16 protein-coding genes are annotated in these 19,190 nt (G+C 73.0%); 11 read left to right on the forward strand and 5 right to left on the reverse strand.

Going from position 1 to position 19,190, the window contains the following annotated elements; genetic code table 11:
- Window positions 1-5 precede the first annotated feature (5 nt).
- On the reverse strand, window positions 6-665 hold the full coding sequence (locus ACLGIH_RS05290) for an MmyB family transcriptional regulator (RefSeq protein ID WP_416524043.1): 660 nt from the start codon (window positions 663-665) through the stop codon (window positions 6-8).
- A 232-nt stretch (window positions 666-897) separates the two neighbouring features.
- Here ACLGIH_RS05290 and ACLGIH_RS05295 point away from each other — a divergent pair, with 232 nt between their 5' ends.
- The 3 genes from ACLGIH_RS05295 to ACLGIH_RS05305 all read left to right on the forward strand — a co-directional run bounded on the left by ACLGIH_RS05295 (window position 898) and on the right by ACLGIH_RS05305 (window position 2,538).
- Window positions 898-1,554: a helix-turn-helix domain-containing protein gene (locus tag ACLGIH_RS05295; RefSeq protein WP_416524044.1), complete on the forward strand. Its 657-nt coding sequence runs from the start codon at window positions 898-900 to the stop codon at window positions 1,552-1,554.
- A gap of 32 nt (window positions 1,555-1,586) precedes the next feature.
- Complete coding sequence (locus ACLGIH_RS05300) at window positions 1,587-2,117, forward strand: toxin-antitoxin system, toxin component (RefSeq protein WP_416529289.1); 531 nt, start codon at window positions 1,587-1,589, stop codon at window positions 2,115-2,117.
- Window positions 2,118-2,301: 184 nt separating this feature from the next.
- On the forward strand, window positions 2,302-2,538 hold the full coding sequence (locus tag ACLGIH_RS05305; RefSeq protein WP_416524045.1) for a hypothetical protein: 237 nt from the start codon (window positions 2,302-2,304) through the stop codon (window positions 2,536-2,538).
- 28 nt (window positions 2,539-2,566) lie between these two features.
- Here the strand turns inward: ACLGIH_RS05305 and ACLGIH_RS05310 are convergent, their stop codons facing one another.
- A complete protein-coding gene (locus tag ACLGIH_RS05310; protein ID WP_416524046.1) occupies window positions 2,567-3,250 on the reverse strand; it encodes a 4'-phosphopantetheinyl transferase family protein in 684 nt (227 codons plus the stop codon).
- Complete coding sequence (locus ACLGIH_RS05315; RefSeq protein WP_416524047.1) at window positions 3,247-4,107, reverse strand: metallophosphoesterase family protein; 861 nt, start codon at window positions 4,105-4,107, stop codon at window positions 3,247-3,249. Before ACLGIH_RS05315 ends, ACLGIH_RS05310 begins: the two co-directional genes overlap by 4 nt.
- A 320-nt stretch (window positions 4,108-4,427) precedes the next feature.
- Between ACLGIH_RS05315 and ACLGIH_RS05320 the strand changes: the two genes are divergently transcribed.
- The gene (locus tag ACLGIH_RS05320) at window positions 4,428-5,618 is read left to right on the forward strand and encodes an ATP-grasp domain-containing protein (RefSeq protein ID WP_416524048.1); all 1,191 of its coding nucleotides are present in this window, start codon (window positions 4,428-4,430) and stop codon (window positions 5,616-5,618) included.
- 310 nt (window positions 5,619-5,928) lie between these two features.
- Here the strand turns inward: ACLGIH_RS05320 and ACLGIH_RS05325 are convergent, their stop codons facing one another.
- Window positions 5,929-7,266, reverse strand: coding sequence for a 6-phospho-beta-glucosidase (locus tag ACLGIH_RS05325; RefSeq protein ID WP_416524049.1), 1,338 nt, complete (start codon window positions 7,264-7,266; stop codon window positions 5,929-5,931).
- A gap of 552 nt (window positions 7,267-7,818) precedes the next feature.
- Between ACLGIH_RS05325 and ACLGIH_RS05330 the strand changes: the two genes are divergently transcribed.
- Entirely contained in the window at window positions 7,819-8,553 is a 735-nt protein-coding gene (locus ACLGIH_RS05330) for a L,D-transpeptidase (RefSeq protein ID WP_416524050.1), read from the forward strand.
- Window positions 8,554-8,827: 274 nt separating this feature from the next.
- Complete coding sequence (locus ACLGIH_RS05335) at window positions 8,828-10,228, forward strand: glycoside hydrolase family 16 protein (protein WP_416524051.1); 1,401 nt, start codon at window positions 8,828-8,830, stop codon at window positions 10,226-10,228.
- A gap of 82 nt (window positions 10,229-10,310) precedes the next feature.
- Here ACLGIH_RS05335 and ACLGIH_RS05340 read toward each other — a convergent pair whose 3' ends face one another.
- Window positions 10,311-11,348 carry a helix-turn-helix domain-containing protein gene (locus ACLGIH_RS05340; protein WP_416524052.1) on the reverse strand — a complete coding sequence of 346 codons (1,038 nt, stop codon included), beginning with the start codon at window positions 11,346-11,348 and terminating at the stop codon, window positions 10,311-10,313.
- Between the two features lie 177 nt (window positions 11,349-11,525).
- Here ACLGIH_RS05340 and tkt point away from each other — a divergent pair, with 177 nt between their 5' ends.
- The 5 genes from tkt to pgi are packed head-to-tail and all read left to right on the forward strand — an operon-like array spanning window position 11,526 to window position 19,189.
- Window positions 11,526-13,610 (forward strand): transketolase, encoded by a 2,085-nt coding sequence (gene tkt / locus ACLGIH_RS05345; RefSeq protein WP_416524053.1) that lies wholly within the window; start codon window positions 11,526-11,528, stop codon window positions 13,608-13,610.
- A 30-nt stretch (window positions 13,611-13,640) separates the two neighbouring features.
- Window positions 13,641-14,786, forward strand: a complete 1,146-nt coding sequence (tal, locus tag ACLGIH_RS05350) for a transaldolase (RefSeq protein ID WP_416524054.1) — start codon at window positions 13,641-13,643, stop codon at window positions 14,784-14,786.
- Entirely contained in the window at window positions 14,783-16,612 is a 1,830-nt protein-coding gene (gene zwf, locus ACLGIH_RS05355) for a glucose-6-phosphate dehydrogenase (RefSeq protein WP_416524055.1), read from the forward strand. The genes tal and zwf overlap by 4 nt, the downstream gene beginning before the upstream one ends.
- Entirely contained in the window at window positions 16,609-17,544 is a 936-nt protein-coding gene (gene opcA, locus ACLGIH_RS05360; RefSeq protein WP_416524056.1) for a glucose-6-phosphate dehydrogenase assembly protein OpcA, read from the forward strand. Before zwf ends, opcA begins: the two co-directional genes overlap by 4 nt.
- Window positions 17,537-19,189: a glucose-6-phosphate isomerase gene (pgi, locus tag ACLGIH_RS05365; protein ID WP_416524057.1), complete on the forward strand. Its 1,653-nt coding sequence runs from the start codon at window positions 17,537-17,539 to the stop codon at window positions 19,187-19,189. Before opcA ends, pgi begins: the two co-directional genes overlap by 8 nt.
- Window position 19,190 lies beyond the last annotated feature (1 nt).

Below are 19,190 nucleotides of genomic sequence, written 5' to 3' on the forward strand. Positions count from 1 at the left end.
GGCCGTCAGCGGGAGTCCGGAACCACCCTGAGGTGCCCGGCCGAACGCCGCGCACGGCGCTCCCGGTGCGGTGCGCGGCGCGCCTCGCGCAGGACCAGCGTCAGCCGGCTGCAACCCGCCTCCGCCAGGGACCCGGGCGTCTCGACGACGACCCGGCACTCGGTGGCGCCCCAGCGCGGATCGGGGTGCACCAACGGCCGTACGGCGCCGTCGTGTTCGACCGCCTCCGCGCCGACCGCGCGGATCCAGTGCGGCAGACCCTGCCGGTAGGCGGCCTCCATGATCGGGTCCTGGGCGATGTCCCGGCGGATGGCCTGGAGCACGTGGTCGTGGCCGTGCCGCTCCAGCGCGGCCGCGAAGTGCGCCAGCATCGGCAGGCACCAGCTGGACTCGTGCTCCCCGAGGATTGTGGCGGCGTCCGGGTGGAACAGGACGAACCGGAGGAAGTTGTCGCCCGGCATGGCCGTCGGGTGTGGTCCGACGGCGCCGAAGAGGGCCCGGAAGGCGCTGTTGTCCAGCACCACGTCCCAGCGGTGGTCGACGACGAGGGAGGGGAAGGCGACGGCCTCCAGGAACGCGGCGTAGTCCTGGAGGTACGCCTGGGCGTCGGGGGTCGTGGGGCCGGGCCGCGGTGCCGGCCGCTGCCCTCCTGCCTGAAATGCCATCGGGAGGTCACCCCTCTTGCCTATGCGGCCTTACGCGGCGCCCCGATCCTGGTGCCCCGACGCAAGGCATGTCAACTATCGTGGCATTTCATGCCGGTTGACGGCTGGAATTGGCCACAGTTGTGGCGAGACCTGGATGTGAGTTCGAACCACCCGCTACTCTCCGGGAAGTTCACGGCAACCCGCTTGTGAGAAGCCTGTGAGTCCTGTGAGAGACGTAGGAGATCTGTCGGTGACAGGTGGCTTCGAGGGACCGGGCAATACGCCGACGGCCGCGCTCCAGGCCGTGGTCGCCCGCGTCACCGCACTCGCCGACCGGCTCGGCGTACCGCACGCCGAGGTCTTCGACGTCGGCCGCCTGTCCGTGGCCTCCGGGGTCCCCGAGGCAGTGGTGGGGGCCCTGCTGAGCGGCCGCCCGGCGGGTGAGCCCGATGTGCAGACCCGGTTCGTGCAGCGGCTGGACCTGCTGCGCCGCACCCGGCTGAAACCCAACGGCCGCAGGTACACCCAGCAGGAGATCGCCGACGGCGCGGGCATGTCCCGGCAGCAGGCGGGCGCGCTCATCAACGGCGACCGGCGCCCCACGATGGAGCACTGCGACGCCATCCAGCGCTTCTTCCGGGTGCACGCCGGATTCCTCACGGCGGAGGACCCCGAGGCGCTCGCCAGCGTCCTTCAGCACACCGAGCAGGAACTCCTGCAGAAACTCGCCGACCGCGAGCGGGCGACGGCCTCGGTGGCCGCCGACCCGTTGGAGCGGCTGCTGCAGGACCACGGCGTCCGCGGGATCGCCTGGCGGGCCGCGCAGTTGCCCACCGACCAGCACCGCGACAAGGTCGCCGAATGGCTGGACATGCTCCTGGAGAGCGTCAAGCGGCCCGAGTCGTGAGCCTGGGGAGAGACGTGAGCATCGGCAGGGAGATGCGCCGCCTGTGCGGTGAGCTGGTCGCGGAGCTGACGCTGCCCGCGCCGGCCTCGCCCGCCGATCTGTACGCCGCGCTCTGCGAGGCGATGAGCCGGCGCCGCGGCCGGCCGGTGGTCTTCCGTACGGCCGCGTTCCCGCCCGGGACCGCCAGCGGACTGTGGCTGGACATGACCGACCAGGACCTGGTCGTGGTCGAGGAACGCACCGCCCCCGACCACCAGTTGGTCATCCTGGGACACGAGCTGTGGCACATGAAGGCCGGGCACTGCGGCCGCCACGCCGAGGGCGGTGCGGTCGCGGCCCGGCTGCTCGGCGAGCACCTCGACGAGGACGCCCTGCGGGCGACCGTCCGGGCGGTCGCCGCCCGCACCCGCTTCGACCAGGCGGAGGAGAAGGAGGCCGAGAGCTTCGGCCTGCTGCTGGCCAGCAAGTGCCGCACCTGGCTGGCGGGTTCGTCGCTGCGGGGGCCGGTGCAGCGGGATCACCTGGCCGGTCGGATCGAGGCTTCGCTCGGCTATCTGGGCTGAGCGGCCGGGCCGGCCGCGCCGGGACCCGCACGGCCGGCCTCCGGCCCGGCGGGCCGGCTCACCCCGGCGGACGCCCGGTAGGCCCTCAATCCGCCGCATTGTCAGTGGTGGACGGCAAGCTGGTGGGGTGCCGTCGCCGTGGAGCGGCGTGCTTCGTTGCCGTCGTTGTGGGGAGAGCCGACCGATGACCACCGCCGTGCTGACCGACCGCGAACGCGCCGCCGTCCAGGCCTACCTGCGGTTGCTGCACACCGTGCGCGCCGCCTTCGACACGGCCGCCGGCCCGCCGGACGCCCACCGTCCCGCGGTGGTGCCGCCCTCGGTGCTCGCCGAGGCCGAGCAGGCACTGGCGGCGGCGGGCCTGGCCGGCAACGAGGCGGAGTTCTTCCGGCTCCTGACGAGCTGGTGCCCGAGGCCCTGACCCGGCGCCCCCGGACACTGCCGTTCGTTCAGCTGTGCGGGACCGTGACCGCGGTGGCCAGCAGGCCGTTCCGGGTGGTCCAGCGGCCCTCGAAGTGGGTCAGCCGGCGGTCGCCCACCCGCGGCCCCGGCACCAGCAGGGCCGCCCGGAAGGTGCCGCGGTGCCGTTCGCCGGGGCCCGCGGTGATCTCGATGTCGGCCTCGCCGAAGTCCAGCCAGGCCCGGGTGAGCGGGAACCACGCCTTGTACACGGACTCCTTGGCACTGAACAGCAGCCGGTCCCAGGGGACCTCGGGCCGTTCCACGGCCAGCCGGCGCAGCCGGGTCACCTCGGCCGGCAGGGCCACGGCGGACAGCACGCCGTCCGGGAGCGGAGCGGCGGGCTCGGCGTCGATGCCGAGGGAGGCCAGGTCGGTGGCGCGCACCAGGGCGGCGGCGCAGTAGCCGTCGCAGTGGGTCATGCTGCCCAGCAGGCCGGACGGCCAGTCGGGGGCGCCGCGGTCGCCGGTCAGGACGGGCTGCGGCGGCACACCGAGCTTCTCCATGGCCCGGCGGGCGCAGGAGCGGACCACCGCGTACTCCCGTCGGCGCTTGGCGACCGCCCGGGCCACGTACGCCTCCTCCTCGGGGTGGAGCGGCGGCACCTGCCCGCTCTCCCCGGCCCCGACGGCCTCGACGGCGACCACCGTGTCCGGCAGCAGTTCCCCGATCACCGGGCCTCGTCCTCCGCCGGCCGGATGCGGCGCAGCCGGCCCGGCGGCCGGGGCCTCTTGGACCACTCACGGGGGTAGCCCACCGACACCTCCTCGAAGCGGACGCCCTCGTGCCACGTGGTCCGGGGGATGTGCAGATGTCCGTAGACCATGGTCTCGACGCGGAATCTGCGGTGCCAGTCGGCGGTCAGCCGGGTGCCGCACCACATGGCGAACTCCGGGTGCCACAGCACCTCGGTGGGGTGCCGGTCCAGCGGATAGTGGTTGACCAGGATCGTCGGCAGGTCGGCGGGGAGTGCGGCGAGGCGGGCCTCGGTCTCGGCGACCCGCGCCCGGCACCACGCCTCGCGGCTGGGGTAGGGGTCGGGGTGCAGCAGATGTTCGTCGGTGCAGACGATGCCGGTGGTGTGGGCGTACGCGAGTCCCTCCTCCTTGGTGGTGCAGCCCTCCGGCAGGAACGAGTAGTCGTAGAGGAGGAAGAGCGGGGCGACGCCCACCGGCCCGCCGGGGCCGTCCCAGACCGGGTAGGGGTCCTCGGGGGTGGTCACGCCGAGGTCGCGGCAGACGCCGACGAGGTGGGCGTAGCGGGCGGTGCCGCGCAGGGTGACCGGGTCGCTCGGGTGGGTCCACAGTTCGTGGTTGCCGGGGGCCCAGATCACCTTGGCGAAGCGGTCCGCGAGCGTCCCCAGGGCCCAGCGGATGTCGGCCGTGGTCTCGGCCACGTCACCGGCCACCAGCAGCCAGTCGCGGCCGGATTCGGGGCGCATCTCCTCGACCAGTGCGCGGTTCTCCGCGTAGCCGACGTGCAGATCGCTGATCGCCCACAGCTGTCCCGCGTTCCCGGCCGTCGCCGTCACCTCTCGCCCCCTCCGAGCAGGCCATCACCCGTGCGCGCCGAGCCGTCCTGGCAGGGCCTGCGGCCGAAGCCTACGAGATCACACAGGGCGCCGGCCGGACAAGGGCGTTCGGCCCCGGCGCGCCCCGCCCGCACGGCCCGCGGACGGGTGGGCACACCCGCAACGCACGCGTTGCGCCGCATCGCCCCCGAGCCCCTATGATCGGCCCGACACCACCGCCTCGAACCTTCCCCCGCGCAGGGCGGCTCGGTGTCCCTTCATCCCCCCTGGCCGGGCACGGCCTGCTTCGCCCTGCCCGCGAACCGTGAAAGGCGGCCTGCATGGTCTCTCGCGTACGCGTCTGGCTCAACCGCACGTACGCGGAGAACGTGTTCTTCATGGATCAGCTGCGGAGAAATCCCGGCGACCGGGCCGTCGAGATCCACGCCACCCACGGCGACCCCGACTCCCCCGTGCTGGCCGCCGCCGACACCGCCGAGCTGGAGCCGGAGTCGCTCTCCCCGGCCGCGTACGTGGAGTTCGCGCTGGACCAGTGCCGGCGGCGTGGCATCGACGTGTTCGTGCCCCGGCTGCACCAGGCGGCGATCGTGGCGCACCGCGCCGAGTTCGAGGCGGCCGGTACGGCGCTGCTCGCCCCGCCGGCCGAGGCGGTGGCCGTCTTCCAGGACAAGGTGGTCGGCTACGAGGCGGCCCAGGCCGTCGGCGTGCCCGTGCCGCCGTGGTGGCGGGTGCGTACCGTCGAGGAGCTGCTGGACGCCGTGGAGGAGCTGGAGGCGCAGGGCCACCGGGCGTGCTTCAAACCGGCGTCCGGGGCGGGCGGGGTGGGCTTCCGGGTGATCACCCGGGACCCGTTCTCCATGGCGCAGCTGAGCGGCTTCCCCAGCCCGTACGTGCCGTTGGACCTGGTCGTGCGGGCGGTGCGGACGGCCGAGGAACCGGTCGACTGGCTGGTGATGCCCCGGCTGGAGCAGCCGGAGGTGTCGGTGGACTGCCTCACCGGCCCCGACGACCGGGTGCGGCTGGCCGTGGGCCGTACCAAGAACGGCCGCCGCCGCGGCTTCACCCTGCACGAGCAGTGGCTGGAGCCGGCCCGCCGGATCGCGGAGGGGTTCGGGCTGCACCACCTGTCCAACATCCAGTTCCGGATGTACGGCGAGCGGCCCGTGCTGATGGACGTCAACACCCGTCCCGCGGGCGGGCTGCACCAGCTGTCGCTGTGCGGCGTCAACGCCCCGTGGGCGGCGGTGCGGCTGGCGCTCGGCGAGGATCCGGGCGAGATCGTGCCGCCGTTCCTGGGCCGGGACTACACGGTGGTGTCCGGGCTCCGGCCGCTGTCCGCGGTGCCGCTGCCGCAGCACCGCGCGGACGATCCCGGCCCGGCTCCGGCTCCGGCTTCCGGCCCGGACAGCACGGCCGTGCCGGTCGCACCGCGTCCGGCGGAGCCCCTCGTCGCGCCCGCCGCCGGGCCCGTGGGCGCTCCGGCCCGTACGGACCCGGCCGCCCGGGCCTGAAGTCCCCGGCGAGTCCCCGGTCCGGGGCGGCACCGGCTGCCAGCCCCGGAGCGACACCGGCTGCCGGCCCCGGGCCGGTACCGGCTGCGAGCCGCGGGCGACCCGGCGCGCGGAACGTCAACGGGGGCACGGTGTGCGCGGGCGACCCGGCCCGCCGAACCCCGACAGGGGCACGGCGTCCGCGGGCGGGCGGTGGTCGCGGCGGCGCGGCCCGCGGGGCATCGACGGCAGCGCGGCCCGCGAACGCCCGGTGGCCGCATCCGGGCGTCACCGGCCTCCTGTCCCGGACATCACCGCCGGGGCGACGCGGCTATCCGAGATACGCCAGCCCGGGGTGGACGGCGGTGTAGCCGTCGACGAGCCGCCGGGCCGCGGTCACCGAGTCGACGAGCGGGTGCAGCGCGAAGGCCTTGACCGCCGCGGCCCGCGAGCCCGTTCCGGCCGCCGCGAGCACCTCCCGTTCGACGGCCTTGACCGCGCAGACCAGCCCGGTGGCGTGGCCGGGCAGCGGGTCCACGGCCACCGGGTGGGCGCCGGTCGCGTCGACCAGGCACGGGACCTCGACGACGGCATCGGCGTCGAGCACCGACAGGGTGCCGCGGTTGCGGACGTTGAGGATCAGGGTCGTGCGTTCGTTCCGGGCGACGGCCCGCATCAGCGCCAGCGCCACCTTCTCGTAGCCGCCGGACAGGTCCTCGGCCTCGCGCTCACCGGCGCCCGCCGCCTCCCGGTTCTCCGCCATGTAGGTGGCCTCGCGCTCGGCGCGGGTGCGGTTCCACAGCTCCAGGGCCGGCACCTCGGGGTCGCGGGCCCGCTCGTAGAAGGCGGACTGCTGGTCGCGCAGGAAGGCGCCCCTGGTCCGGCGGGCCTCCTGGTAGGCCTGTACGGTTTCCCGGTTGAAGTAGTAGTAGTGCAGGTATTCGTTGGGAATCGCGCCGAGGGACCGGAGCCATTCGGCGCCGAACAGCCTGCCCTCCTCGAAGGAGCCGAGCAGGGCCTGATCGGCGAGCAGGCGCGGGAGTTCGTCGCGGCCGTTCACCCGCAGGCCGCGCACCCAGCCCAGGTGGTTCAGGCCGACGTAGTCGATCCACGCCCGGGCCGGGTCGGCGCCGAGCACGCGGGCGATGCGGCGGCCGAGGCCGGCCGGCGAGTCGCAGATGCCGATGACCCGGTCGCCGAGGTGGCGGGACATGGCCTCGGTGACCAGGCCGGCCGGGTTGGTGAAGTTGATGACCCAGGCGTCGGGGGCCAGCCGGGCCACGCGGCGGGCGATGTCGACGGCGACGGGGACGGTCCGCAGGCCGTAGGCGATGCCGCCCGCGCCGACCGTCTCCTGTCCGAGGACGCCCTCGGCGAGCGCCACGCGCTCGTCGTCGGCGCGTCCCTGCAGCCCGCCGACCCGGATCGCGGAGAAGACGAAGTCGGCGCCGCGCAGCGCCTCGTCCAGGTCGGTCGTGGCGGTGACCTCGGGCGCGTCGGGCACACCGGCCGCCTGTTCGGCGAGCACGCGGGTCACGGCCGTCAGCCGCCCGGGGTCCAGGTCGTGCAGGACGACCTGCCGTACGCGTCCCTCGGCGCGGTCCGCCAGCAGCGCGCCGTACACGAGCGGCACCCGGAATCCGCCGCCGCCCAGAATCGTCAGTCTCACGCCCGCTCCCTACCGCCGGCCGTCGTCCCACCGGTGCCGATCATGGCACGCCCCCCGCCGGGCCGTCGCCGCCCGGCCGGTCCCCGGCCTTCACGGACACCCAGCCCTCACCGGCCCTCTCCAGAGAGCAGCCGGTGCGCCACCGTCGGTGAGGGGCGGGCGGCCGGGTCCGGGAGACTCGGCGTTTTGCCGCATTTCTCACAGTGCTCACAGGCCGCCGACCGGCATGCACAGGGCCAACCCAGATATATGGTGCAGACTGCACACATCCCGCCGACCCCGCCGACCCCGCCGCAGAAAGGCCGCATGCCGTGAGCACCCTCCAGCCCCCGATACCCGACCGGCCCGAGCCGCAGTCGGCGGGCTGGTCCCGCCGCGGGGTGCTCACCGCGCTCGGCGCCCTCCCGGTGGCCGCGGCGCTGACCGCAGGTGCGGGAACACCGGCACAGGCCGCGGACGGCTCGACCGCCGCCGGCCGGCGGCGGTCGCTCACGGCCCGCGTCACCCCCGAGGCGGATGCCGTGTACGGCGTCGGCAGCCGCGGCTGCGCCGGTGTCGATCACCTTCTCGCACGCCGTCACGGACCGGGCCGCGGTCGAGCGGGCGATCACGGTCACCGCCGACCCGGACGTCGAGGTGGCTGGCCACTGGTTCGGCGGCACCCGGCTCGACTTCCGCCCGAAGAAGTACTGGGCTCCCGGCACGACGGTCACAGTCCGGCTGGGACTGAAGGACGTGCGGGCCGCCGAGGGCCTCCACGGCGTCCGGAACGAGACCCTCGCCTTCCGTATCGGCCGTTCGCAGATCAGCACGGTCGACCTGGCGAAGAAGCGGATGACCGTCGTGCGGGACGGCAGGAAGATCGCCGCCTACCCCGTCACCGGCGGCAACGCCGACCACACCACCTGGTCCGGCATCATGGTGATCAGCGAGCGGCTGAAGCAGACCCGCATGGCGTCCTCGACGGTCGGGCTCGGCCACGAGTACGACATCCCGGACGTCCCGCACGCCCAGCGCCTGACCACCTCGGGGACCTTCCTCCACGGCAACTACTGGACCGAGGCCAAGGTGTTCGGGCACGACAACACCACGCACGGCTGCATCGGACTGCACGACGCCAAGGACCCGGACGACGACGCCACCGCGGGGCACGAGTTCTACACGGGCTCCCGGCTCGGCGACGTGGTGATCGTGAAGAACTCCGGCGAGCGGACCGTGGACCCGGCCAACGGGTTGAACGGCTGGAACCTGTCGTGGACGGAGTGGACGGCGGGCAGCGCGCTGTAGGCGCGGCCGGCCCCTTCCTCTTCTCGCCCCCTCCCGCCCCCTCCCGCCCTCTCCCCGCCCCTCCCACTCCCGCTCCGTCCCTTTGCCACCGCTCCGTCCGTTCTTCATCCGGTGAACTCACCGACTCCGCAAGGCCTTTCTCGGTTTCACCTCTTGACGGCCGCAGGACCGGAGAGCACATTGGGCGCACTCTGAGAGCGCTCTCAATCCCCGAGCGTGCCTCGGGGCGCCCGTGCTCCCCACTCCCGCACTCGCACCCGAGAGGGACCCCCACATGAGAGAACCTTCCGGCACCCCCCGCAGACGGCGGCCGCTGCGCCGGACGCTCGTCGCCGTCGTCGGCGTGCTCGGCCTCGCCGTGACCGCCACCGCCGTCACCGGCCCGACGGCGGCCGCCGCCGCTCCCCCGCCCCCGTCCGGCTGGACCCAGGTCTTCGTCGACGACTTCGACGGCCCCGCGGGCTCCGGTGTGAACACCACCCGTTGGCAGTACGCCACCGGCACCTCGTACCCGGGCGGCCCCGCCAACTGGGGCACCGGCGAGATCGAGACGATGACGTCCAGCACGGACAACGTCTCCCTGGACGGCAGCGGCAACCTGCGCATCACCCCGCGCCGTGACGCCGCCGGCAACTGGACCTCGGGCCGCATCGAGACCAACCGCACCGACTTCCAGCCCCCGGCCGGCGGCAAGCTGCGCGTGGAGGCCCGTATCCAGGTCCCGAACGTCACGGGGGCCGCGGCCAAGGGCTACTGGCCGGCGTTCTGGATGCTCGGCGCGCCCTACCGGGGCAACTACTGGAACTGGCCCGCCGTCGGCGAGCTGGACATCCTGGAGAACACCCAGGGCCTGAACACCGTGTGGGCCACGATGCACTGCGGCACCTCGCCGGGTGGCCCGTGCAACGAGAACAGCGGCATCGGCGGCAGCACGGCCTGCCCCGGCACCACCTGCCAGGCGGGCTTCCACACCTACCGGCTGGAGTGGGACCGCTCCGGCAGCGTCGAGGAGATCCGCTTCTACCTCGACGGCAACAACTTCCACACGGTGCGCGAGAACCAGGTCGACGCGACGACGTGGGCGAACGCCACCGACCACGGCTTCTACATCATCCTCAACGTGGCCATGGGCGGCGGCTTCCCGGACGCCTTCGGCGGCGGGCCGGACGCCGGCACCCAGCCCGGGCACCCCATGGTCGTCGACTACGTCCAGGTCCTGTCGGCCGATGGGAGCGGTACCACGCCCCCGCCGGGCGACGGCGGCCGCGACGCGTACGGCACCATCCAGGCGGAGTCCTACGACGGCCAGTCGGGCGTCGGCACCGAGACCACCCTCGACTCCGGCGGCGGCCAGAACATCGGCTTCCTCGCCAATGGGGACTGGGCCGTCTACAAGGGCGTCGACTTCGGTCCCGCGGCGGCGCGGCAGTTCTCCGCGCGTGTGGCCAGCGGTGCCCCGCCCGGGGTGAGCGGGCTGGTGGAGGTGCGGCTGGACAGCCGTACCAGCGCGCCGATCGGCAGCTTCGCCGTCGGCAGCACCGGCGGCTGGCAGTCGTGGCGGACGATACCGACGAACGTCTCCGCCGTGACGGGCACGCACGACGTCTACCTGACGTTCACCAGCGGCCAGCCGGCGGACTTCGTGAACGTCAACTGGTTCTCCTTCGGGCGCTGACCCCGTACGGAACCGGAAGGACAACCCCCGCAGGAGGCGAAGGGGCCGCACGCGTGCGTGCGGCCCCTTCCGCATGCGCTGCTCAGCGCAGCTCCGCCCGGAAGGCCGCCGGGGTCGTCTCCGTGTGCTGGTGGAAGAACTTGGAGAAGTTCGCCGCGTCCGGGAAGCCGACGGCCGCGCCGACGCGGCCGATGGGCAGGTCGGTGTGGGCGAGGAGGCGCTTGGCCTCCAGGACGACGCGGTGGTCGATGAACGCCTTGGGGGTCTGGCCGGTGGCGGCGCGCACCGCGCGGACGAGGGTGCGACGGGAGTAACCCAGCGCGTCGGCGTAGGCGCTGACGCTGTGGCTGGTGGCGAAGTCCCGTTCGACGGCGTCGCGGAAGCGGGTGAAGGCCGTGTCCGCCGGTCCGGACCGCGTCGCCTTGGCGGAGTCGGCGGCCAGATGGGCCAGCCGCAGCAGGAACGCGGAGAGCGAGTGGCGCAGCACGGCGGTGTGCAGACTGAGCGGCAGGGTCGTCTCGTCCTCGTACTCGCGCCGGAGTTGTTCGAGCGCGGCTTCCAGGGCGGCGCGCTGGGCCGGTCCGGGGTGGAGCAGGGGCGGCAGGTCGTACCGGTACAGGCCGGCGGCCTCGACGGTGGCGCGGGGCAGGAAGCCGGGTTGCATGGTCAGCACGGTTCCGCGGTACTCGCCGTGCGGCGCGAAGCGGTGGACCTGCCCGGGGCGGATCCACAGCAGGTCGCCGGGGGCCGCCTCGTACTCGGTGAAGTCGATCATGTGGCGGACCGGTCCGCCGGAGAACAGCATCACGATGTGGAAGTCGATGCGGTGCACCCGGTGCGGCGGAGCCTCGGTGTGCCACGTGCGGCCGGTGCCCATGGGGCCGACCTGCATGCCGACGCCGAGGACGCTGAGGTCGACCGGGAAGGGGAAGGTTCTGATCGCGTCGCCGCCGCCCGGACCGTCACCGTCGCCGTCGCCGGGCGCCTCACCGACGCCGGGTGCCTCACCGGCGCCGGGCGCCTCACCACCCGCGGGAGCGGAGCCTCCGCCCGCGTCTCCGGCTTCGCCCGCGTCGCCGTCTCCGCGCCCGGCGCCGTCTTCGCTGTGTTCGTCCGTCATGTCCTTCTCGTGCCTTCTCAGTCGCGCACGCGTCGGCTCAGGTGCGCGGCGGGCCGCCGGGGCGTGTCCCAGATTCACCACAGGCTGGCACATCCAGACCTTCACTCTCAAAAGTCTGACTTTTAAGTTTGAACGCATCAGCCCCACCCACTTCGCCTTTGTCGAGGATTCTTGAAGATGAGCACGCAGACACCGGACCGCGAGGACCGCCTCGAATGGACCGAACTCGACCGGCGTGCCGTCGACACCGCCCGCCTGTTGGCGGCCGATGCCGTACAGAAGGTCGGGAACGGCCACCCGGGCACCGCGATGAGCCTGGCCCCCGCCGCGTACACGATCTTTCAGAAGCTGATGCGGCATGACCCGGCGGATCCGGAGTGGGCCGGCCGTGACCGCTTCGTCCTGTCCCCCGGTCACACCTCGCTGACCCTCTACACGCAGCTGTACCTGGCCGGGTACGAGCTGGGTCTGGAGGACCTGAAGGCGTTCCGCAGGCTCGGCTCCAGGACGCCCGGCCACCCCGAGTACGGACACACCGCGGGCGTGGAGACCACCACCGGTCCGCTCGGCCAGGGCGCCGCCAACGCGGTCGGCATGGCAATGGCCGCCCGCTACGAGCGCGGCCTGTTCGACCCGGACGCCCCGGCCGGCGCCTCCCCCTTCGACCACACCGTCTGGGCGATCGTCTCCGACGGCGACCTCCAGGAGGGTGTCTCCGCCGAGGCGTCCTCGCTGGCCGGCCATCAGAAGCTGGGCAACCTGGTCTTCCTCTACGACGACAACCACATCTCCATCGAGGGCGACACCGCCACCGCGTTCTCCGAGGACGTGCTGCGGCGGTACGAGGCCTACGGCTGGCAGGTGCAGCGGGTCGAGCCGGCCGGGAACGGCGACATCGACGTGCACGCGCTGTACGCGGCGCTGAGGGCGGCGCGGGCCGAGACCGAGCGGCCCTCCATCATCGCCATGCGCACGATCATCGCCTGGCCCGCCCCCAACGCGCAGAACACCGAGGCCGCGCACGGCTCCGCCCTCGGCGCCGACGAGATCGCCGCCACCAAGCGCGTCCTCGGCTTCGACCCGGCCGAGGACTTCCAAGTCGCCGACGACGTCCTCGCCCACACCCGCGCGGCCCTGGACCGGGGCGCCGAGGCGCACGCCGCCTGGGACAAGCGGATCGCCCGGTGGCGGGGCGACCGGCCGGACCGCGCCGAGCTGTTCGACCGCGTGGTCGCGGGCCGGCTGCCCGAGGGCTGGGAGGAGCGGATCCCGGTCTTCGAGGCGGGCCGGGCGGTCGCGACCCGCGCCGCCTCCGGCAAGGTCCTCCAGGCGCTCGGCCCGGTGCTGCCCGAGCTGTGGGGCGGCTCCGCCGACCTGGCCGGCTCGAACAACACCACGATCGACAAGACCAGCTCCTTCCTCCCGGCGGACAGCCCGCTGCCGGAAGCCGGCCCGTACGGCCGGACCGTCCACTTCGGCATCCGCGAGTTCGCCATGGCCGCGACGATGAACGGCATCGCGCTGCACGGCAACACCCGCATCTACGGCGGCACCTTCCTGGTCTTCTCCGACTACATGCGCAACGCCGTCCGCATGTCCGCCCTGATGCAGCTGCCGGTCACCTACGTCTGGACCCACGACTCCATCGGTCTGGGCGAGGACGGCCCCACCCACCAGCCGGTCGACCACCTGGCCTCGCTGCGCGCCATCCCGGGCCTGAACGTCGTCCGCCCGGCCGACGCCAACGAGACCGCGATCGCCTGGCGCGAGATCCTGCGCCGCGGCTCGGCCGAGCCCGCCCCGCACGGACTGGCCCTGACCCGCCAGGGCGTGCCCACCTACGAGCCCGACCCGGACGCGGCCCGCGGCGGCTACGTCCTGCGCGAGGCCTCCACCGGCGCCCCGGACGTCGTACTCATCGCCACCGGCTCCGAAGTGCGGCTCGCCGTGGCCGCGCGCGAGCTGCTCCAGGCCGAGGGGATCGCCACCCGGGTGGTGTCGATGCCGTGCGTGGAGTGGTTCGAGGAGCAGCCGCGCGAGTACCGCGAGAGGGTGCTGCCACCGTCCGTGCGGGCCCGGGTGGCCGTCGAGGCCGGGGTGGGCCTGACCTGGTACCGCTTCGTGGGCGACGCGGGCCGCATCGTGTCCCTGGAGCACTTCGGCGCCTCCGCCGACGCCGCCACCCTGTTCGCCGAGTACGGCTTCACCCCCGAGAACGTCGCCGCCGCGGCCCAGGAGTCCCTGGCCGCCGCCCGCGGTTGATCCGCGCGCGAGAAACCACTGAGAAAGCAGATGAGCACCGTGACCGAAGCACCCGTGACCGCGGCGGCCCTGAAGCGCCTGTCCGGCGAGGGCGTCTCCGTCTGGCTGGACGACCTGTCCCGTACCCGGATCGAGTCCGGCAACCTCGCGGAGCTGATCGCCACCAGGCATGTGGTCGGCGTGACCACCAACCCGTCCATCTTCCAGGCCGCCATCGGCTCCGGCGCGGGCTACGAGGAGCAGCTCGCCGACCTCGCGGTGCGGGGCGTGACCGTGGAGGAGGCGGTGCGCATGATGACCACCGCCGACGTGCGGGCCGCCGCGGACGTCCTGCGGCCGGTGTACGAGGCGACGGGCGGCCGGGACGGCCGGGTCTCCATCGAGGTCGACCCCCGCCTCGCGCACGACACGCGGGCCACCGTCGCCGAGGCCCGGCAGCTGGCCTGGCTGGTCGACCGCCCGAACGTGATGATCAAAATACCGGCGACGAAGGCCGGTCTTCCGGCGATCACCGAGGTCATCGGCGCCGGCATCAGCGTCAACGTCACGCTGATCTTCTCCCTGGAGCGCTACCGCGAGGTCATGGACGCCTACCTCGCCGGCCTGGAGAACGCGCAGGCGGCCGGGCACGGCCTCGCCGGGATCCACTCGGTGGCCTCCTTCTTCGTCTCCCGCGTGGACAGCCAGGTCGACAAGCGGCTGGCGCTGCTGGGCACGGACGAGGCCGTGGCGCTGAAGGGGAAGGCGGCACTGGCCAACGCGCGCCTGGCGTACGCGGCGTACGAGGAGGTCTTCTCCAGCGGGCGGTGGACCGCCCTGGCCGCGGCCCGTGCGAACAAGCAGCGCCCCCTGTGGGCGTCCACCGGTGTGAAGGACCCGGCATATCGGGACACCCTGTATGTGGAGGAGCTGGTCGCTCCCGGCACCGTGAACACGATGCCGGAGGCCACCCTGGAGGCCGCCGCCGATCACGGTGACGTCCAGGGCGACACGATCACCGGCGGTTACGCCCAGGCCAGGGCCGACCTCGCGGCCGTGGAGCGGCTCGGCGTCCCGTACGACGAGGTGGTGCAGCAGCTGGAGCAGGAGGGCGTGGCCAAGTTCGAGGCGGCCTGGCAGGACCTGCTCGACGCCGTGACGAAGTCCCTCGACAGCAAGGGAGTTGACGGGGAATGAGCGAGGACCTTCCCGACCCGACGAGCGGCGGGACCGAGGAGACCAAGCAGAGCAAGGAGGCCAAGGAGACCAGGACCGCACGGGAGGCCTCGGGGGCGGTGGACGCCGGCCGGCCCCGGGCGGCCGACGAGCGCACGGGTGGCGACCGCGCGGGCGAGGGCCGCACGGACGACGAGCACGCGCGTGACGCCCGCGCGGACGACGAGCACGCGGGTGACGAGCGCGCGGACGACGAGCGCACGGGCGCGGACCGTGGCGCCGGGGAGCCCGCGGACGACGCGGCCTCCGCCGTCGTCCCGGCACCCGACTGGAGCAACCCCCTGCGCGACCCCCGCGACCGGCGGCTGCCGCGCATCGCGGGGCCGTCCGGCCTGGTCATCTTCGGCGTCACGGGCGACCTGTCCCGCCGGAAGCTGATGCCGGCCGTGTACGACCTGGCCAACCGCGGCCTGCTGCCGCCCGGCTTCTCGCTGGTGGGCTTCGCCCGCCGGGACTGGGAGAACCAGGACTTCGCCCAGGTCGTGCACGAGGCCGTCAAGGAGCACGCGCGGACGCCGTTCCGCGAGGAGGTCTGGCAGCAGCTCACCGAGGGCATGCGGTTCATCCCCGGCGACTTCGACGACGACACCGCCTTCAAGCAGCTTCGCGAGGCCGTCCAGGAGCTGGACGCCGCCCGCGGCACCAGCGGCAACTACGCCTTCTATCTCTCCGTACCGCCGAAGTTCTTCCCGAAGGTCGTCCAGCAGCTGAAGAAGCACGGACTGGCGGACGCCCCGGAGGGTGCCTGGCGGCGCGCCGTCATCGAAAAGCCGTTCGGCCGCGACCTGGCGAGCGCCTGCGAGCTGAACGCGATCGTGCACGAGGTGTTCGAGCCGGACCAGGTCTTCCGCATCGACCACTACCTGGGCAAGGAAACCGTCCAGAACATCCTGGCGCTGCGCTTCGCCAACCAGATGTTCGAGCCGATCTGGAACCGGTCGTACGTCGACCACGTGCAGATCACCATGGCCGAGGACATCGGCATCGGCGGCCGGGCCGGCTACTACGACGGCATCGGCGCCGCCCGGGACGTCATCCAGAACCACCTGCTCCAGCTCCTGGCGCTGACCGCCATGGAGGAGCCGGCCGCGTTCGACGCCGCGTCGCTGCTCACCGAGAAGCTCAAGGTGTTCCGGGCGGTGCGGCTGCCGGACGATCTGGGCCGGCACACCGTGCGCGGGCAGTACGCGGCGGCCTGGCAGGGCGGCACGAAGGTGCGCGGCTATCTGGAGGAGGAGGGCATCGACCCGGCCTCCACCACCGACACCTACGCGGCGCTCAAGCTGGCGATCGACAACCGCCGATGGGCGGGCGTCCCCTTCTACCTGCGCACCGGCAAGCGGCTGGGCCGCCGGGTGACGGAGATCGCGGTCGTCTTCCAGCGGGCCCCGCACTCCCCCTTCGACACCACGGCCACCGAGGAGCTGGGCGAGAACGCCATCGTGATCCGCGTCCAGCCGGACGAGGGCATGACGGTGCGGTTCGGCTCCAAGGTGCCGGGGACCTCGATGGAGATCCGGGACGTGTCGATGGACTTCGCCTACGGCGAGTCGTTCACCGAGTCCAGCCCGGAGGCGTACGAGCGCCTCATCCTCGACGTCCTGCTGGGGGACGCCAACCTGTTCCCCCGTCACCAGGAGGTGGAAGAGTCCTGGAGGATCCTCGACCCGGTCGAGGAGTACTGGGCCACGCACGGCAGGCCCGCGCAGTACGCCGCGGGCAGCTGGGGCCCTGGGGAAGCGGACGAGATGCTCGCACGAGACGGACGGAGCTGGCGCAGGCCATGAGGATCGACCTGACCGACACCACGGCAAGCAAGATCAACAAGGCGCTGGTGCAGGGCCGCCGGGCCATCGGGACCCCCGCCGTCGGCATGGTCCTGACGATCGTGGTCGTCACGGACGAGGAGAACGCCTACGACGCGACCAGGGCGGCCGAGGAGGCCTCGCACGAGCACCCGTCGCGCACCCTGGTCGTCATCAAGCGGCACCCCCGCAACCCCCGCGAACGCACCAAGTCCCACCTGGACGCCGAGATCCGGGTCGGCTCCGAGGCCGGCACCGGCGAGACGGTCGTGCTGCGCATGTACGGCGAGGTCATCGAGCACGCCGACTCCGTCGTCCTACCGCTGCTGCTGCCGGACGCGCCGGTCGTCGTGTGGTGGCCGGTGGACGCGCCCGACAATCCCGCCAAGGACCCCCTCGGCGCCCTGGCCCAGCGCCGGATCACCGACCTGTACGCCGTCGAGAACCCGCTCGCGACCCTCCAGGCCCGGGTCCGCACCTACGCGCCCGGCGACACCGACCTGGCCTGGACCCGGCTGACTCCGTGGCGCTCGATGCTGGCGGCGGCCCTGGACCAGGCCCGGGCCCGGGTGACGTCGGCGGCCGTGGAGGCGGAGGCCGAGAACCCGGCCGCCGAGCTGCTGGCGCGCTGGCTTCAGGCCCGCCTCGGCGTCCCGGTCGACCGGGTGGTCACCGACGGCCCGGTCGTCACCGGCGTCCGGCTCGGCACCGCGGACGGCGAGATCGTCATCGACCGGCCCGAGGGGCCGATGGCCACCATGACCCTGCCGAACCAGCCCTCGCGCACCCTGGCGCTCAAGGTGCGCTCCACCTCCGAACTCATCGCCGAGGAGCTGCGGCGCCTCGACGCGGACGAGATGTACGCCATCGCCCTGCGCGGCGAGGGCACGAAGGAGACCCCGGTCCATGCCTGACTCCCCCGAGCTGACCCGGCGCCCCCAGTGGACCGCACTGGAGGACCACCGGCAGGAGGCGCTGCCCCGCCCCGGCCTGCGTGAGCTGTTCGCCGCCGACCCCTCCCGCGCGGAGCGGTACGTGGTCCGCGTCGGCGATCTGCGCATCGACTACGCCAAGAACCTGGTCACCGACGACACTCTGGCCCTGCTCCAGGAACTGGCCGCCGCCACCGGCGTGTTCGAGCTGCGCGACGCCATGTTCCGCGGCGAGCGGATCAACGTCACCGAGGACCGCGCGGTGCTGCACACCGCGCTGCGCGCCCCGCGGGACGCGGTGATCGAGGTCGACGGCGAGAACGTGGTGCCCAAGGTCCATGCCGTGCTCGACCAGATGGCGGACTTCGCCGAGCGGGTCCGCTCCGGCGAGTGGACCGGCCACACCGGCAAGCGCATCCGCAACGTCGTCAACATCGGCATCGGCGGCTCCGACCTCGGCCCGGCCATGGCGTACGAGGCGCTGCGCGCCTACACGGCACGGGAGCTGACCTTCCGCTTCGTCTCCAACGTGGACGGCGCCGATCTGCACGAGGCGCTGCGGGACCTGGACCCGGCGGAGACCCTGTTCATCGTCGCGTCCAAGACCTTCACCACGATCGAGACGATCACCAACGCCACCTCGGCCCGCTCCTGGCTGCTGGCCGGGGTGGGAGGCGACGAGAAGGCGGTCGCCGAGCACTTCGTGGCCCTGTCCACGAACGCCGAGAAGGTCACGGAGTTCGGCATCGACGCCGACAACATGTTCGAGTTCTGGGACTGGGTCGGCGGCCGGTACTCCTACGACTCGGCGATCGGCCTGTCGTTGATGATCGCCATCGGTCCGGACCGCTTCCGGGAGATGCTCGACGGCTTCCGCATCGTCGACGAGCACTTCCGCAACGCCGACCCGGAGGCCAACGCCCCGCTGATCCTGGGCCTGCTGGGCATCTGGTACGGCAACTTCCTCGGTGCCCAGTCGCACGCGGTGCTGCCGTACTCGCACTACCTGTCGAAGTTCCCGGCGTACCTCCAGCAGCTGGACATGGAGTCCAACGGCAAGTCCGTGGACCGCGACGGGCGCCCGGTGCGGTGGCAGACCGGTCCGGTGGTGTGGGGCACGCCCGGCACCAACGGGCAGCACGCCTACTACCAGCTGCTCCACCAGGGCACCAAGCTGGTCCCGGCCGACTTCATCGGCTTCGCCCGGCCGGTCGCCGGGCTGAGCGAGGAACTGAAGGCCCAGCACGACCTGCTGATGGCCAACTTCTTCGCCCAGACCCAAGCGCTCGCCTTCGGCAAGACCGCCGACGAGGTCCGGGCCGAGGGCGTGCCCGAGGAGCAGGTCCCGCACCGCACGTTCCCGGGCGACCACCCCACCACGACCGTTCTGGCGACCGAGCTGACCCCGTCGGTCCTGGGCCAGCTGGTCGCGCTGTACGAGCACAAGGTGTTCGTCCAGGGCGCGATCTGGCACATCGACTCCTTCGACCAGTGGGGCGTCGAACTCGGCAAGGTTCTCGCCAAGCGCGTCGAACCCGCACTGACCGAGGGCGCCGAGGTGCCCGGTCTCGACCCGTCCACGGCCGCCCTGGTGGCCGCCTACCGCGAACTGAAGGAAGTGCACTGAC

The organism is Streptomyces hamibioticus (assembly GCF_047946815.1).
GTDB lineage: Bacteria > Actinomycetota > Actinomycetes > Streptomycetales > Streptomycetaceae > Streptomyces.